Origin of the sequence: Aeromonas sp. 600724 (assembly GCF_049175135.1) — a bacterium.
In the GTDB taxonomy this organism is placed as follows: domain Bacteria; phylum Pseudomonadota; class Gammaproteobacteria; order Enterobacterales; family Aeromonadaceae; genus Aeromonas; species Aeromonas veronii_A.
The window spans coordinates 1-15881 of record NZ_JAAKUM010000022.1; the positions used below are offsets into that span (position 1 = coordinate 1).

Annotated in this window: 13 protein-coding genes; 11 read left to right on the top strand and 2 right to left on the bottom strand. The window is 60.0% G+C overall.

From position 1 onward, the window contains the following. Window positions 1-327 precede the first annotated feature (327 nt). The 11 genes from codB to hemB all read left to right on the top strand — a co-directional run bounded on the left by codB (window position 328) and on the right by hemB (window position 9887). Window positions 328-1572, top strand: coding sequence for a cytosine permease (gene codB, locus G5168_RS18420; RefSeq protein WP_421252557.1), 1245 nt, complete (start codon window positions 328-330; stop codon window positions 1570-1572). Then, window positions 1566-2831: a cytosine deaminase gene (locus tag G5168_RS18425; RefSeq protein WP_106844567.1), complete on the top strand. Its 1266-nt coding sequence runs from the start codon at window positions 1566-1568 to the stop codon at window positions 2829-2831. Before codB ends, G5168_RS18425 begins: the two co-directional genes overlap by 7 nt. Before the next feature lie 95 nt (window positions 2832-2926). Further along, complete coding sequence (gene crcB, locus G5168_RS18430) at window positions 2927-3304, top strand: fluoride efflux transporter CrcB (protein ID WP_005339378.1); 378 nt, start codon at window positions 2927-2929, stop codon at window positions 3302-3304. A 65-nt stretch (window positions 3305-3369) separates the two neighbouring features. Further along, the gene (ubiE, locus tag G5168_RS18435) at window positions 3370-4122 is read left to right on the top strand and encodes a bifunctional demethylmenaquinone methyltransferase/2-methoxy-6-polyprenyl-1,4-benzoquinol methylase UbiE (protein WP_005342396.1); all 753 of its coding nucleotides are present in this window, start codon (window positions 3370-3372) and stop codon (window positions 4120-4122) included. Between the two features lie 8 nt (window positions 4123-4130). Further along, window positions 4131-4739, top strand: a complete 609-nt coding sequence (locus tag G5168_RS18440; RefSeq protein WP_005339380.1) for a ubiquinone biosynthesis accessory factor UbiJ — start codon at window positions 4131-4133, stop codon at window positions 4737-4739. Next, on the top strand, window positions 4739-6379 hold the full coding sequence (gene ubiB / locus G5168_RS18445) for a ubiquinone biosynthesis regulatory protein kinase UbiB (RefSeq protein ID WP_421252558.1): 1641 nt from the start codon (window positions 4739-4741) through the stop codon (window positions 6377-6379). Before G5168_RS18440 ends, ubiB begins: the two co-directional genes overlap by 1 nt. A gap of 42 nt (window positions 6380-6421) precedes the next feature. Further along, window positions 6422-6673 (top strand): Sec-independent protein translocase subunit TatA, encoded by a 252-nt coding sequence (gene tatA / locus G5168_RS18450; RefSeq protein ID WP_005339385.1) that lies wholly within the window; start codon window positions 6422-6424, stop codon window positions 6671-6673. A gap of 3 nt (window positions 6674-6676) precedes the next feature. Next, window positions 6677-7141 carry a Sec-independent protein translocase protein TatB gene (tatB, locus tag G5168_RS18455; RefSeq protein WP_115522059.1) on the top strand — a complete coding sequence of 155 codons (465 nt, stop codon included), beginning with the start codon at window positions 6677-6679 and terminating at the stop codon, window positions 7139-7141. After that, window positions 7138-7893 (top strand): twin-arginine translocase subunit TatC, encoded by a 756-nt coding sequence (tatC, locus tag G5168_RS18460; protein ID WP_058058793.1) that lies wholly within the window; start codon window positions 7138-7140, stop codon window positions 7891-7893. The genes tatB and tatC overlap by 4 nt, the downstream gene beginning before the upstream one ends. Before the next feature lie 188 nt (window positions 7894-8081). Next, on the top strand, window positions 8082-8867 hold the full coding sequence (locus G5168_RS18465) for a TatD family hydrolase (RefSeq protein ID WP_101530640.1): 786 nt from the start codon (window positions 8082-8084) through the stop codon (window positions 8865-8867). A gap of 3 nt (window positions 8868-8870) precedes the next feature. Continuing rightward, complete coding sequence (gene hemB / locus G5168_RS18470; RefSeq protein WP_005339394.1) at window positions 8871-9887, top strand: porphobilinogen synthase; 1017 nt, start codon at window positions 8871-8873, stop codon at window positions 9885-9887. Between the two features lie 83 nt (window positions 9888-9970). Here the strand turns inward: hemB and G5168_RS18475 are convergent, their stop codons facing one another. Both G5168_RS18475 and G5168_RS18480 read right to left on the bottom strand, forming a co-directional pair. Continuing rightward, window positions 9971-13477 carry a hypothetical protein gene (locus G5168_RS18475; protein WP_421252559.1) on the bottom strand — a complete coding sequence of 1169 codons (3507 nt, stop codon included), beginning with the start codon at window positions 13475-13477 and terminating at the stop codon, window positions 9971-9973. A gap of 168 nt (window positions 13478-13645) precedes the next feature. Next, window positions 13646-15835 (bottom strand): immunoglobulin-like domain-containing protein, encoded by a 2190-nt coding sequence (locus G5168_RS18480; RefSeq protein WP_421252560.1) that lies wholly within the window; start codon window positions 15833-15835, stop codon window positions 13646-13648. Window positions 15836-15881: the final 46 nt, after the last annotated feature.

Consider the following 15881-nt stretch of genomic DNA (forward strand, 5'->3'; position numbering starts at 1 on the left):
CTGATATGGCTCAGTCGGTAGAGCGCATCCTTGGTAAGGATGAGGTCCCCAGTTCGATTCTGGGTATCAGCACCATTAAATAGAAAGCCTCCCTGAAAAGGGAGGCTTTTTTGCATCTGTCATTTTTGTTATATCCCCTTACATTTCCTATTCCAGCAACCCCCTCTGCTTGCAGTCGACACTGTTTATCTGCTGATTTGAGACTCGATGGGTTACTCATTTGACTGTTATTGATGGTTTTATCCAGATATTTAACCATGATTGATTGACGTAAAACGTTTTACATGTAAAATCCGGCGCGTTTTGCCTATTACGTGGAGAAAGATCATGGCGCAGGATAACGAATACTGTTTGGGGGCGGTACCCGCCAAAGGGCGCAAAGGTGTGCTGTCGCTGATGCTGGTGATGCTCGGCCTGACCTTCTTCTCTGCCAGCATGTGGACCGGTGGTACGCTTGGTACCGGGCTGGTATTCGATGACTTCATCAAGGCGGTACTGATCGGCAACTTGCTGCTGGGTATCTACACCGCTTGTCTCGGTTATATCGGTGCCTCAACCGGCCTCTCTACCCATCTGCTGGCTCGTTACTCCTTTGGGGTGAAAGGTTCCTGGCTGCCATCCCTGCTGCTCGGCGGTACTCAGGTCGGCTGGTTTGGCGTTGGCGTGGCGATGTTTGCCCTGCCGGTGCAGAAGGCGACCGGCATAGATGTGAACTGGCTGATCGCCATTTCGGGCATTTTGATGACGGTGACCGTCTACTTCGGCATCTCCGCCCTGATGGTGCTGAGCTTTGTGGCCGTACCGGCCATTGCACTGCTTGGCGGCTACTCGGTCTGGCTGGCGGTGACCTCGACCGGTGGCATGGCTGCACTGCAGCAAGTACAACCAAGCAATCCCATCGAGTTCACCACGGCGTTGACCATGGTGGTTGGTTCCTTTATCAGTGCAGGAACCCTGACCGCCGACTTTGTTCGCTTTGGTCGCAAACCCTGGGGCGCCGTCATGATTACCATGGTGGCGTTTTTTTTGGGCAACACGCTAATGTTCGTCTTCGGTGCTGCCGGTGCGGCGGTGACCGGGCAGGCCGATATATCGGAAGTGATGTTGATGCAGGGTTTACTGATCCCCGCCATTCTGGTGCTGGGTCTCAATATCTGGACCACCAACGACAACGCTCTCTACGCCTCCGGTCTCGGATTTGCCAACATTACCGGCCTCAAGAGCAAGCCGCTCAGCGTGATCAACGGGCTCATCGGTACGGCTTGCGCCCTCTGGCTTTACAACAACTTTGTCGGCTGGCTGGCCTTTTTGAGTACGGCAATTCCCCCGATTGGTGGCATTATCATCATGGATTTCCTGCTCAATCGTGAGCGTTACCGTAAGTTTGCCGATCAGCAGTTCGAGACGGTGCGCTGGCAGGCGCTGGTCGCCACGGCAGTCGGGGTGGCTGTCGGCAAGTGGCTGCCGGGCATAGTGCCACTCAACGCGGTATTGGGCGCCGCCTTCACCTATTTCATTCTGGTTCGCCTCACCCAGCGGCCGGTTCTGGTACAGGAAGCTAACAAATGCTGATTCAACATATTCGTTTGGCCGATCGGGAAGGGTTGTGGCAGATCCGTTGTCAGGATGGGGTCATCACAGCCATCGAACCCCATGACGAACATGCCGTCGCCGGTCGGGTGCTGGACGGGGAGGGCGGTCTGGCGATCGCTCCCTTTATCGAACCCCACATTCACCTCGATACCACCCAGACAGCGGGCGAGCCGAGCTGGAACCTCTCCGGCACCCTGTTCGAGGGGATCGAGCGCTGGGCCGAGCGCAAGGCGCTGCTGACCCATGAGGATGTGAAACAGCGCGCCATCCAGACGCTGAAGTGGCAGATCGCCAACGGCATCCAGTTTGTCCGTACTCACGTCGATGTCTCCGATCCCAATCTGGTCGCGCTCAAGGCGATGCTGGAGGTGCGGGAAGAAATGAAGGAGTGGGTGGAGCTGCAGATCGTCGCCTTCCCGCAGGAGGGGATCCTCTCCTACCCGAATGGCAAGGCACTGCTGGAGGAGGCGCTCAAGCTGGGTGCCGACGTGATTGGTGCGATCCCCCACTTCGAGTTTACCCGGGAATATGGGGTCGAAAGTCTGCATTACATCTTCGATCTTGCCGAGAAGTATCAGGTTTTGGTCGATGTGCACTGTGACGAGATCGATGACGAGCAGTCCCGTTTTATCGAGACGCTGGCGACCCTGGCCTACGAGCGGGGTATCGGTCATAGAGTCACCGCCAGTCACACCACCGCCATGCACTCCTACAACGGCGCTTATGCTTCCCGCCTGTTCCGGCTGCTGAAGATGGCGGACATCAACTTCGTGGCCAATCCGCTGGTGAACATTCACCTGCAGGGACGGTTCGATACCTATCCCAAACGCCGCGGCATTACCCGGGTGAAGGAGATGCTGGAGGCGAACATCAACGTCTGCTTCGGTCACGACGATGTGTTCGATCCCTGGTACCCCATGGGCACCGCCAACATGTTGCAGGTGTTGCACATGGGGCTGCATGTCTGCCAGATCATGGGCTACGAGCAGATCAACGACGGTCTGAAGCTGATCAGCAGCCACAGCGCCCGCACCCTGAACGTGCAGGATCGTTATGGCATAGAGGTGGGCAAACCGGCCAACCTGTTGATCCTGCCTGCCGACAACGGCTTCGATGCGGTGCGCCGTCAGGTGCCGGTGCGTTACTCGATCCGCCACGGCAAGGTGATTGCCCAGACCCGCCCGGCCCAGACCGAAATCGTGCTGGGTGAGCCAGAGCCCATCGATTTTCGCCGCTGAGATTTCAATCAGGCTGGATGTCGATTAGTTCCGCCTCTGGGCACAAGGGCCGCCATTGCGACATAATGGCGGTCTGACCCTGAGGGAGTGACACCATGCAAACCTGGTTCTATGTTGCTGCAGGGGGCGCCATCGGCGCCTGCCTTCGTTTTGGGATTGCCGAACTGATGGCCTTGCTGCTGGGGCGCCACTTTCCTTACGGGACTCTGGTGGTCAACGTGGTGGGCTCTTTCATCATGGGGGTGGCATTCGCCCTCATTAGTCATGGTCATGTGGTAGAACACCCGATGAAGCCGCTGCTGATGGTGGGGATCCTCGGTGCCCTGACTACTTTCTCTTCCTTTGCCCTCGATACGGTGGTGCTGGCTCAACATGGGGCCTATCTGAAAGCGCTGCTCAATATCGGTCTCAATCTCTTCCTCTGTCTGGCCATGGTGGTGCTGGGCATGCAGTTGGTTGCGAGCCGGGTTTAAGGTGTCCGGACGCCAGTGGCTCTGGTAAACTGGCGGCCATTCTTTGCTCTATGGGTGTTTAAGGGATGTCAGAACAAGCAACGACAACGCATTTTGGCTTTAAAACCGTGGCCGCGACCGAGAAGGAAACTCTGGTAGCAGGTGTCTTCCATTCGGTGGCAGCCAAGTATGATCTGATGAACGATCTGATGTCGTTCGGCATCCACCGCCTGTGGAAGCGCTTCACCATCGACTGTTCCGGTGTGCGCAAGGGCCAGAAGGTGCTGGATCTGGCCGGTGGTACCGGTGACTTGACCGCCAAGTTCTCCCGCATCGTCGGCGAGACTGGTCAGGTGGTACTGGCGGATATCAACGACTCCATGCTGAAAGTGGGCCGCGACAAGCTGCGCAATCTGGGGGTCGCCAACAACGTCTCCTACGTGCAGGCCAATGCCGAGGCGCTCCCCTTCCCGGATAACCACTTCGACGTCATCACCATCGGCTTCGGCCTGCGCAACGTCACCGACAAGGACAAGGCGCTCGCCTCCATGTTCCGGGTGCTCAAGCCGGGTGGCCGTCTGCTGGTGCTGGAGTTCTCCAAGCCGGTCAGTGAAGTGATCGCCAAGCTCTATGACCTCTACTCCTTCAAACTGCTGCCGAAAATGGGCGAAATCGTCGCGAACGACAGTGAAAGCTACAAATATCTGGCAGAGTCCATCCGCATGCACCCGGATCAGCAGACCCTGGCTGGCATGATGGAAAATGTCGGTTTCGAGCAGGTGGAGTACTTCAATCTGACTCAGGGTGTGGTCGCCCTGCACCGCGGTTACAAGTTTTAAGGTTGCCTATGCCGATGGATGCCATGGTCACCGCGGTGATCGAAACCAGCCTCAACCAGTTGCTGGCACTGGACAAACAGAGCCCGGAGCGGCTGCGCAAACTGGTGGGCAAGGTGCTCAAGCTGGAGCTGCGTGAACTCAAGCCGCTCTGGTTCGTCTTCTCCGAGCGTCGACTGGATGTGCTGGCCCAGCATGAAGGGGAGGCCGATGCGGTGCTCAGCCTGTCGCTGACCGCCCTCGGTCTGCTGAAAGACCCGTCCGCTCTGACCCGCTATATCCGCGAGGAGAAGCTGGATCTGAGCGGTGATCCCCAGCTGGTACAGGCATTCAGCGTGCTGCTGGGTGAGCTGGATATCGACTGGGAAGAGGAGCTGTCGCGCTATACCGGCGACGTGCTGGCCCACACCTTGTTCAGCGGTGCCCGTCAGGCGCGTCGCCTGGTCGGTCGCGAGCTGTGCCGCACCCGCAGCCAGCTGGCGGAATATCTGACCGAAGAGGCCCGCCTCGCCCCCGGCCCGCTGGAAGTGGCTAGTTTCAACGATGACGTCGAGGTGCTGGCCCAGCAGCTCAAGGCCGTCGAACTGCGGCTGGCCCGCTTCGAACAGCAGGTGACCTGATGACCCCGAAGGAGTTCAAACGCCTCTATCGCATCATCACCATCCTGCTGGAGCAGGGCATCGACGAACTGGTGCCCGCCCGCTATCAGCCCTGGCCGGGTCGTCTGGCCCGTCGTTCCCTGTTCTGGCTCAAGAACAAGCAGCCGGATCTCAGCCGCGGTGCCCGCATCCGCCTCGCCTTCGAGGCTCTTGGCCCCATCTTCATCAAGTTTGGCCAGATGCTCTCGACCCGCCGCGATCTGCTGCCGCCGGATATCGCCGAGGAGCTGGCCCTGCTGCAGGACAGGGTGCCCCCCTTCTGTTGTCAGGCGGCGCGCCAGCAGATCGAGCTGAGCCTGGGTTGTCCCATCGAAACCCTGTTTGATGACTTTGACGAGACGCCGCTGGCGTCGGCCTCCATCGCGCAGGTGCATACCGCCCGCTTGAAGGAGAGTGGCCGCGAGATCGTCATCAAGGTGATCCGTCCCGACATCGAGCCTGTCATCGAGGCTGACCTGCGGTTGATGCAGGCGCTGGCCCGTCTGGTGGCCCGCTTCGTGCCCCAGAGCGCGCGGCTGCGCCCCATCGAGGTGGTGGAGGAGTATCGCAAGACCATCCTCGACGAGCTGAATCTGATGCGCGAAGCGGCCAACGCTATCCAGCTACGCCGCAACTTCACCGGCTCCGAGGCGCTCTATGTGCCTGAAATCATCACCGACCTCTGCCGCGAGCAGGTGCTGGTGATGGAGCGCATCTACGGTATTCCGGTCTCCGATATACCGGCGCTGGAAGCCAACGGCACCAACATGAAGCTGCTGGCCGAGCGCGGGGTAGAGGTCTTCTTCACCCAGGTGTTCCGCGACAGCTTCTTCCATGCCGACATGCACCCGGGCAACATCTTCGTCTCTTACGAACATCCGGAAAACCCGCTCTGGATCGGCATCGACTGCGGCATCGTCGGTACCCTCAATCGGGAAGATAAACGCTATCTGGCGGAGAACTTCCTCGCCTTCTTCAACCGCGACTATCGTCGGGTGGCAGAGCTGCACGTGGAGTCGGGCTGGGTACCGGCAGACACCAAGGTGGACGAGTTCGAGTTCGCCATCCGCACCGTGCTGGAGCCCATCTTCGAGAAGCCGCTCTCCGAGATCTCGTTCGGTCACGTGTTGCTCAACCTGTTCAACACCGCGCGTCGCTTCCATATGACGGTGCAGCCACAGCTGGTGCTGCTGCAAAAGACCCTGCTCTATGTGGAAGGATTGGGGCGTCAGCTCTACCCGCAGCTCGATTTGTGGCAGACCGCCAAGCCGTTCCTCGAAAACTGGATGCACGAACAGGTAGGGCCCAAGTCGGTATTGAACGCCATCAAGGAGAAGGCGCCATTCTGGGCCGAGAAGCTGCCGGAGCTGCCGGAGCTGGTCTATGAGACCCTGCGTCAGACCCGTCATCAGCAGCGTCATTTCGACCAGATGTTTGCCGAGTTCCGCCGTCACAGCCGTCGGCAGGGGCAGGCCCGCTACCTCTTAGGGGTTGGAGCCAGCCTGCTATTGGCGGGTGTATTCTTGCTGACCCAAAAACAACACATTGAGTGGGGACAAGCCAGTCTCGCCGGTGCAGCCCTCTGCTGGCTGGTCGGCTGGTTGCGAACCCGTTCCCATTAATCAACAACCGCGCCGTCAGGCGCCTGTTCTGGAGAGAAAATCATGGGTGGTATCAGTATTTGGCAATTGTTGATCATTGCAGTCATCGTCGTGCTGCTGTTCGGTACCAAGAAACTGCGCGGCATTGGCGGTGATCTGGGCGCGGCGGTCAAAGGGTTCAAGAAAGCCCTCTCCGACGAGCCGGCTGATGCCAAGGCCGAGCAGAAAGATGCCGAGTTTCCCCCGAAACAGCTGAACGAAGCGGCCACTCAGAGCAGTGAGACCGCCAAACAGAAAGACAAAGACCAGGCCTAAGCCATGTTCGATATCGGTTTTTGGGAGCTGGTCGTTATCGGTGTGGTAGCACTGGTGGTACTGGGGCCCGAGCGGCTGCCGGTTGCCATCCGCACGGCTACCCACTGGATCCGCCTCATTCGTTCGACCGCGAACTCGGTCAAGTCCGAGCTGGAGCAGGAGCTCAAGTTGCAAGAGCTGCATAACGACCTCAAGAAGGCGGAACAGTTGCAGATGAGCAACCTGAGCCCCGAGCTGCAGGAGTCCATCGAACAGCTCAAGGCGGCGGCCCAGTCGGTCAATCGCCCCTATCAGGTAGAGAACGAGATCCGTCCGCCGCGCCCCGAGCCGGTCGCCCAGGCTGAGCCTGCCACGCCGGTGGAGCCTGCGGTGCAACTGAGCCACGACGTGCCGCCGGTCAATAGCCAGCGAGAGAGTGAGCCGGTGCCGGTCAGCGACTCCGCAGTAAAAGGGGAGGTGAAGTCATGAGTCAGGCCGAACAACCCCTGATCAGCCATCTGGTTGAGCTGAGAACCCGTTTGCTGCGCTCCATTACCGCCATCCTCGTGGTGTTTCTGGCGCTGATCTACTTCTCCAACAACATCTACGACTTCGTGGCCCAGCCGCTGCTCAGCCAGCTGCCGGAAGGGACCAGCATGATAGCGACGGATGTGGCGACCCCCTTCCTGACGCCGATCAAGCTGACCCTGGTGGTCTCCTTCTTCGTGGCGATCCCCTATCTGCTCTATCAGGCCTGGGCTTTTATCGCCCCCGGTCTGTACCAGCACGAACGGCGCCTGATCATGCCGTTGGTGGTCTCCAGTGCCCTGCTGTTCTATGCGGGCATGGCGTTCGCCTACTACGTGGTGTTCCCGCTGGTGTTCGGTTTCTTCACCAGCACAGCACCCGCAGGGGTGACGGTGGCGACCGATATCGCCAGCTATCTGGACTTTGTACTGACCCTGTTCTTCGCGTTCGGGGTGGCGTTCGAAATTCCGGTGGCCACCATACTGCTCTGCTGGACCGGCGTGACCACACCGCAAAACCTGAAGGAGAAACGTCCCTACGTTATCGTCGGGGTGTTTGTGGTCGGCATGCTGCTGACGCCCCCTGATGTCTTCTCCCAGACCCTGCTCGCCATCCCGATGTGGGCGCTGTGGGAGATAGGTCTGTTCTTTGCCCGCTTCTACGTGAAGAAAGAAGATGAAGAGCAACAGGAACAACCGGATGGGGAGAGCTGAGGCACTGTTCGTCACCTGTTTGCCGGACGGCGAGAGGATGACGACGTCCGCAGGAATAGCAGAACGAGGGGAGCTGAGGCTCCCTTCCTCTTTTCATGCTCCCGTTCGAGGCGTATGGTAAGACCCCATTCGGTAGATGGTTTTCAAATACCTGATATGCATTCCTTTTGTTCGGAACGTCTCATCCCATGATCGATATCGGCTTAAATCTGACCAGCAGCCAGTTCGCCGGTGAACAGCCTGAGCTGGTGGCCCGTGCCCGTGCCGCCGGGGTGGAAGCGCTTATCCTCACCGGTACCGATCTGGCTGGCAGCCGCGAGAGCGCCGAGTTGGCCGCCCGCTGGCCGGGCTACTGCTTCTCCACCGCCGGGGTACACCCTCACGATGCCAAGAGTGTCGATGAGGCGACCCTGCCCGCCTTGCGCGAGCTGGCAGCCTTGCCGCAGGTGGTGGCTATTGGCGAGTGCGGTCTCGACTACAACCGCGACTTCTCCCCCCGCCCGGTGCAGGATGCGGTATTCGACGCCCAGCTGGCACTGGCTGCTGAGCTCCGGATGCCGGTGTTTCTCCACTGCCGCGATGCGCACGCCCGTTTTATCGAGATCCTCCGTCCCTGGTTGCCGAAACTACCGGGAGCCGTGCTGCACTGCTTCACCGGTTCCGACGAGGAGCTGGACGAGTGTCTGGCGCTGGGGCTGCATATCGGGGTGACCGGCTGGCTCTGCGATGAGCGCCGTGGTCAGCTGCTGCGCGAACAGGTAGCGCGTATTCCGGCCGGTCGGCTGATGATCGAGACCGATGCCCCCTATCTGGTGCCGCGGGATCTGAAACCGCGCCCGAAACGCAATGAACCCGCTTTTTTGCCGCACATCGCCCAGGTGGTGGCGGCCTGTCGTGGTGAAGCGCCCGAGGCCTTGCTGGCCCATACCCGGGCCACCTCCGCCGCGTTCTTCCAACTTCCTCTCCAGGAGTGATTCATGGCTACAACTCTTCCGGGCGCCTTTCCGGGCCGCCGCCTGCGCCGTCTGCGCAAACATGATTTCAGCCGTCGTCTGGTGCGCGAGAACGTACTGACCGTCAACGATCTCATCTATCCGGTGTTTGTGCTGGAGGGGGAGAATCGCCGTGAAGCCGTTCCCTCCATGCCGGGGGTGGAGCGTCTCTCCATCGATCTGCTGCTGATCGAGGCTGCCGAGCTAGTGGAGCTGGGCGTACCTGCCATCGCCCTGTTCCCGGTCACCCCGCTGGAGAGCAAGAGCCTGATGGCGGAAGAGGCCTACAATCCAAACGGACTGGCCCAGCGCACCGTGCGTGCCCTCAAGGCCCGCTTCCCGGAGCTCGGGGTCATCACCGACGTGGCGCTCGATCCGTTCACCACCCACGGGCAGGACGGCATTATCGATGACGAAGGCTATGTGCTGAACGACATCACCACCGAGATCCTGATCAAGCAGGCGCTCTCCCATGCCGAGGCCGGGGTCGATATCGTCGCGCCGTCCGACATGATGGATGGCCGCATCGGCGCCATCCGCGCCGCGCTGGAAGAGAATGGCTTCATCAACACCCAGATCATGGCCTACTCCGCCAAGTACGCTTCCTGCTACTACGGCCCATTCCGCGATGCGGTTGGCTCTGCCGGCAACCTCGGCAAGAGCAACAAGGCCACCTATCAGATGGATCCGGCCAACAGTAACGAAGCCCTGCACGAAGTGGCGCTGGATATTCAGGAAGGGGCCGACAGCGTGATGGTCAAGCCGGGCATGCCCTATCTGGACGTGGTTCGTCAGGTGAAGGATCAGTTCGGCGTGCCGACTTTCGCCTATCAGGTCAGCGGCGAGTACGCCATGCACATGGCGGCGATCCAGAACGGCTGGCTGAAAGAGAAGGAGACCATCATGGAGTCTCTACTCTGCTTCAAGCGGGCCGGGGCCGATGGCATCCTCACCTACTTCGCCAAGCGCGTAGCGCAGTGGCTGAAGGAAGATGCCCGTTAAGCCGGGTTGAAGAGATAAACGAGAGGGGGAGCCGATGGCTCCCCCTCTGTCGTTATGGCTCTCTTTTGGTCACGAGCGGATGATTACAGCTTGATCCAGGCATCGCTCCAGTGGCTGCCGGTACCCGGTGCATAGTGGCCGGTCGAGCCGCCACACCAGCCGCTGTAGGGCCAGGGTTTGCACTCGTAGTCGCCACCGGCATTGCTGACCCGTTCGCCACTCTGATAAGCGGTGCCCGCAACATAGGTCGGGTAGCTGCCGTTACCACCGTCACTGTCACCACCCGGTGCCTGTTCCACCAATGCCAGGGTGAAGCGGCGCTCGAAGCCCTGTTTGCTCCCCTCAGCCATGCCCGCCAGCAACAGCTCGTAACTGCCAGCCGCTAGGCCAGACTGTGCCAGCTGCAGGGAACCCTGACCATCGATCAGGGCGCTGCCGGTGGCGACCGGATTGCCATCCTGCAACAGGGTCGCGGTGACGGTCACCGGGTTGGCGGTGGTCAGCGTCAGGCTGAAGTCGAGCGCGCCGTTGACGATGAGATATTCGGACGCCAGATCGGTGACGGTGAAGTCACTGCTGCTACCGGTCGTGGGCAGGATGAAGTCCCCGCTCAGGTAGGTCAGACCGGTCCAGCCAGAGCTGGTCAGCCAGTGTTTGCCATTGGTCTGATAGACGTTGGGCAACTGGGTGCACTGGTTGTTGTCATTGACGAAGCCGATACCGTAAAAGCCCGCCACATTCTTGTAGCAGAGCTGGCGACCATTCTGGTGCAGTACTGGCTGATCCAGCTTGCCCTTGTGGTGGAGTGACAGCCAGTCAAACTGGTTGATGGCCGAGACCAGCGGCACAAACTGGCCATCGGGCTGAAGATAGCGGATCAGGGAACCGGCATCACAGAGCAGACCCTCAGCCTGCTGTTCTACGTAGCCGTAGTACTGCTCGCCATCCTGGAAGGTGAACCGGCAGAGATTGCCTTTCTCCGACTCTTTGGGGATCCAGCCCATCAGCAGTCGCTCCTGATTGGTCAGGGCCGCCAGCTGCCCGGCACTGAAGTCGCTGCCGTTGGCTACCCAGCCTTGCGGCATGGCAGAGAATTGCATGAAGTAGTGGTCGGTATAGTACATGTGGCTGTCAGCGCGATGCTTGCGAGCCCCCTGGCTGACCGAGTTGTAGCGATAGATGTCGTTTTCCGGCTTGTGGAAGCCGTTGAGATCATCGTCCAGATAGGGCAGGTCGCCCTTGCGGATATGGTAGTTGGCCATGCCCGTCATCAGGGGATGCCAGCCATGGCTGCCACGGGCAAACGCGCTCTCATGGCTGTAGGACTTCCCATCGAAGCCGTGGCCAAATTCGTGGGCAATGATGCCCCAGCTGCCGTAGTAGTGGCTGACAAAGTTAAAGGTATCGACCCCGGTGATGCCACCACTCCCCAGCCCGCCCCCCATGGCGGTGATCCCTAGGTTGAGGTAGGGGCGCGTCATCAGGCTGTGGTAGTAGTAGTCATAATCGGCTGCGGTAAAGATCCCGTTCGGCACATAGCTGTTGCCGCCATTGCCGAACATCTCGTAGCCGTTTACCGCCTTGAAGTTGTACCAGACGTGTTTGAACTCCTCGGTCGAGACCATGTAGGCCAGGTTGGTGGCGATGATTAGCCATTCGCGGGCGTAGAGGGCATTGATGGGGCGCCAGGAGCCGCTGGTGTTGGTGGCGAAGCGCACGTTCCAGCTTGGCTTGAGGCGTGCCAGCTTCTGGGCAAACGGATCCGAGCTGGAGCTGAACCTGTGCTCGAACTGGGCAGGCAGATTGATGCTGTTGTCGAGCAGGTTGTTGAGATCAAACACGCCATCGCGGCTGGCGCTGTTGAAGCGTCCCTGCTCGCCAAAGGCGCTCAGTGGCAGGGTGATTTGGGCATAGGCGGGCAGGCGATCGAGCTGGCCCAGGATCAGCCACTTGTTGATACCGTTCAGGCGTGACTCGATATTGATGTCATGCAGCTCTCTGGCGGCATAGTTGGTGATGCGCACCGTGTCGTTATCAAGCAGCTCGGTCTTGACCAGCGAATTGATGTTGACCGAACGCTGGGCGCGATCGATCAGCACCTCGTAGGGTTCGTCATTGCGCAGTATGTAGCTGACTGCGGCCGGCATCAGCTGATCGAAGATCAGCGGGCGAGCCGGCAACTGCTCGTCGGCCGTGAAGCTGATCTCCTTGCTCAGCAGCTGGTTGAAACCCAGGCCACGCTCGTTGGCGGTGACAAGCGCCGAGCCCGCCAGCTGGAGATCTTTCAGCGCCGCCACGGGCTGCTGGTTGATCTCCCGAACAGTAAAGGTCGGGTTCTTGAACTGAAAGTCGTTGGCGATCAGGGTATCGGCATCATGCCACTCGATGCGGTCCTTGAAGTTCACCACCAGCCGATCGCCATCCATGTCGATTTTTTGCAGATTGCTGTCGGCGATCACCTGCTCAGGCGCCAGCGGTGTGTTGCTGGCGATGGCATCAGCCAGTTTACGCAGGTCATAGATGTAGTAGTTTTTGCCGGCGGTGTGGGCCAGGAGATAGTCACCCACCTGATGGAGTTGCACCAGACGGTGGCTGTATTTTCCTTCAAAGGCGAGCCGACCGGCGATGGGGGTTTTGAGGCTGTTCTCCGGCGTCACATCCTGCTGGCGGTAGACCTTGATCTCGCTCAGCGCATCGGCCACCAGCACGTAATCCTGATTGGCAAAGACGGCCTGGGTGCGGTGCAGGCTGTTGCTGCCGGAATCCCGACCGGTTCCCAGGGTGGTGACATAGCGATGCTCGTCGGCCAGATCGAAGATATCGACCCGGTGCGAGTAGCGCGAGACCACGTAGAGCAGGTTGTTGCGGACAAACAATTCACTGACCTGGTTGTAGGCCGTGGCACTGCCGGTTTCGGTGCCGCGGATCTCGCCAATCTGCTGGCGGCTCGGGATATCGATAATGGCCACATGGCCCGGATTGCCGTTCTGGCTGACATAGAGCCGATCCTGATAGCGCTCGACCGCCGTAATCAGGCTGGCGTCCAGCCCCAGCTGGGCGGCCGTCAGCTCCTCACCTTTGTCCAGATATTGCAGCGAGGTGGCAAACGAGTTGACGCTGCAGGAGCTGGTCTCCATCACCACCCGGGTGCGTTCGCCATTCTGGATCTGGCCGTGGGGGAAGTACTCCAGCAGACAGCCGTTGCCGTAGTCATAGTTGCCAAAGCGCTTGTTGACCGCTACGACCCCACCGTCGTACCAGGTCAGCTCCCACTCCTCATCGAAGAAATCAAAGACGTTACGAATGGCTGTTTCGTCGAAAAAGTGGGGTTTGGGCAGATCGAACAGGATGTGGTTATCCGCTGTCAGCGGGTAGAGCAGGCCGTTGATGGCAAGGTGGCGCTTGCCATCCTTGATGATCACGTTCTGCTCGTCAGCCGCACTCTGATGCAGCGCGGCGAGACGCGCCGTCATCTGCTCGTAGTGCTCCTGATAGGTTTGTTTGAAATAGGCTTGTTCGCGCTCATCGGCCACGACATGGGCCGACAGCAGCAGTCCGAGCAGGGTGGCAAGCTTGGTGGTTCTTGGCATGGTGATTTCCTTATCTTGGTTGTTGTTGGACGTTTTTTGGTGCTTGGCAAGCATGTAAAAGAGAGGGGCTAACCCGTCCGGGTCAGTGCATCCTGCCCATCGGCAGCGTGGCCGACGGGCAGGATATGGGCGGGGGCCTGTCGGCCTCCGTTAGTGGTTGGGGCAAGGTCAGAGTTTGATCCAGGCATCGCTCCAGGCGCTGCCGGTACCCGGCGCATAGTGGCTGGTCGAGCCGCCACACCAGCCGCTGTAGGGCCAGGGTTTGCACTCATAGTTGCCACCGGCATTACTGACCCGATCACCGGCCTGATAGCTGGTGTTGGGGGCGTAGGCCGGGTAGTCACCCTCGCCACCGCCGCTGCTCTCTTCGGTCAGCGCAACCGGGAAGCGCTGCACCACCGGCTGCTGGCCGTCAGCCAGACCGGTGATGACTACTTCGTAACTGCCATCGGTGACATTGCTGCCCTGCAAAACCAGCGAGCTGGTGCCGTTAACCAGACTGGTGGTGTTGCCATAGCTGCGGCCGTTCTGCCCCAGAGTCGCGGTGATCTGCACCGGGTTGGCGGTGGTCACGTTGAAGCGGATGCTGACCTGACCGTTGACGATGGTGTACTCGCTCGCCATGGCGCTGACGGTGAAGTCGCTGCTGCCTTCGGCGGGTGGCGTTGTGCCGCCGCAGTCGCTGTCGCCCTGTACGCGCCAGACGCCCCAGTCACCCGTGGTGCCCGGCTCTTCGTTCTGGGTCCACCAGCCTGCCAGCCAGTTCTTGCCGTTGTGGCTGACGATGTCGCCGCCCACGTAGACCTTCTTGGCATCCCAGCTGTTTTCACAGACGGCGCCCTGCTCCCTGATGGTTACGTTGCGCTGCTGGGTTACCTGCTGACCGGCGCTGTCGCTCACCTGATAGGTGAGGATGTAGCGGCCGACCTTGCTGCTGTCGACGTTGCCGCTGACCTTGATTTGGGCGGTCAGGTCGCCATCTTCCTCATCGTGGGCGCTGACGCCGCTCATCGGATCGAAGGGGGTACCCAGCTCCAGCGTGGTGTCGGTGACTCCGCTGAATACCGGCTTCATGCTGTAGACCTCGATGGTACGTACCTGCTCAGTGACGTTGTTATCGCGATCGCTCACCTTGTAGGTGAGGGGGTAGAGGCCGATGCGCTGGCTGTCTACCGAGCCTTCCACCTGGATCTGGCCAGTCAGGTCGCCATCTTCCTTGTCGTTGGCGCTGACACCTGCCAGCGGATCAAAGGCGGTACCCTGCTTGATGCGGGTATCGCTCAGGCCGCTAAACACCGGCTTGCCGTTGTCGACCGGCGGCGTGATCTCCTGATCGTGGATGAAGGGGCCGTAGCTCTTTATGAAGGATTCGTTGTAGGACTGACCGGCGGCGTTGCGGCCCATGTCCCAGTTGATGGACCAGGTCATCACGCCACGCAGCGGTTGCCCCTCGCTCTTCAGGCGGTTGAAGGCGTTGTAGAGCTTCTGCGGATCCTGCACATAGCCGGTGGCGGCTGCGTCGATGTTGGTCGGAATGCCGAACACCAGCTTGTCATGGGGGATCTTGTAGAAGCCGCGGGTACCGTTGCTCAGCGAATCCGCCATGTAGTAGATGAACTCTTCTTTCAGGGCATCGTTGTTCTGGGCAATCCAGCCGATCCCATCGATGTAGATACCGTCGCCACCCTGGTTGTAGAACTGGGGGTTGATCCAGTCGTAGTAGCCTTCCAGATTGCGGATATAGGGGATGTAGGCGCCAGTCTGGGTCAGATAGGGGAACTCCGGCGCCATGGTGATGAGGAAGTTTTTCCCCTGGGCGCGGTAGTGATCCTTGACCAGCCGCAGGGCCGCCGGGATCACGGTCTGGTTGTCGGCGGCGGTGATGGCGGCCTGCTCCAGATCGATATCCAGCCCGTCGAAGCCGTAGGTCTCCACCAGACGGATGATCTCGTCGGCAAAGGCCTGCTCCTGACCCTTGCGCAGCTCGATGTGTGCATCGGCACCGCCCAGCGCCAGCAGCACGGCACGGCCCTGACGGTTCAGCTCGGCAATCTGCTCGATAAACTGGCTTTCGCTCATGCCGATGGCCGGGTCGAGCTTGAAGGTGGGGATGGGATCGCTGCCATACACCTTCATGAAGGAGACATCGACCACGTTGTATTGCGGGTTGACCTGATCGAGCTTGACGCAGGGGGCGATACCGCCCTTGTAGCCCGAGCCGTCACACCAGTTGTGCCAGTAGCCGACCACTACGCCGGACTGGGGGTTGACCATCGCCTGACCGGCACTGGCGGCATATGCCATGGGGGCGCCCATGCCGAGCAGGCAGCCAAGCAAGGATAATTTGAGTTTGTTCATCATCTCTCCGTACGGTGCAAATGGGGCGTCGATTGTGATCGGACGT

Coding starts and splice junctions, on each gene's coding strand:
- codB (WP_421252557.1), top strand. CDS start 328: ATGGCGCAGGATAACGAATACTGTTTGGGGGCGGTACCCGCCAAAGGG.
- G5168_RS18425 (WP_106844567.1), top strand. CDS start 1,566: ATGCTGATTCAACATATTCGTTTGGCCGATCGGGAAGGGTTGTGGCAG.
- crcB (WP_005339378.1), top strand. CDS start 2,927: ATGCAAACCTGGTTCTATGTTGCTGCAGGGGGCGCCATCGGCGCCTGC.
- ubiE (WP_005342396.1), top strand. CDS start 3,370: ATGTCAGAACAAGCAACGACAACGCATTTTGGCTTTAAAACCGTGGCC.
- G5168_RS18440 (WP_005339380.1), top strand. CDS start 4,131: ATGCCGATGGATGCCATGGTCACCGCGGTGATCGAAACCAGCCTCAAC.
- ubiB (WP_421252558.1), top strand. CDS start 4,739: ATGACCCCGAAGGAGTTCAAACGCCTCTATCGCATCATCACCATCCTG.
- tatA (WP_005339385.1), top strand. CDS start 6,422: ATGGGTGGTATCAGTATTTGGCAATTGTTGATCATTGCAGTCATCGTC.
- tatB (WP_115522059.1), top strand. CDS start 6,677: ATGTTCGATATCGGTTTTTGGGAGCTGGTCGTTATCGGTGTGGTAGCA.
- tatC (WP_058058793.1), top strand. CDS start 7,138: ATGAGTCAGGCCGAACAACCCCTGATCAGCCATCTGGTTGAGCTGAGA.
- G5168_RS18465 (WP_101530640.1), top strand. CDS start 8,082: ATGATCGATATCGGCTTAAATCTGACCAGCAGCCAGTTCGCCGGTGAA.
- hemB (WP_005339394.1), top strand. CDS start 8,871: ATGGCTACAACTCTTCCGGGCGCCTTTCCGGGCCGCCGCCTGCGCCGT.
- G5168_RS18475 (WP_421252559.1), bottom strand. CDS start 13,477: ATGCCAAGAACCACCAAGCTTGCCACCCTGCTCGGACTGCTGCTGTCG.
- G5168_RS18480 (WP_421252560.1), bottom strand. CDS start 15,835: ATGAACAAACTCAAATTATCCTTGCTTGGCTGCCTGCTCGGCATGGGC.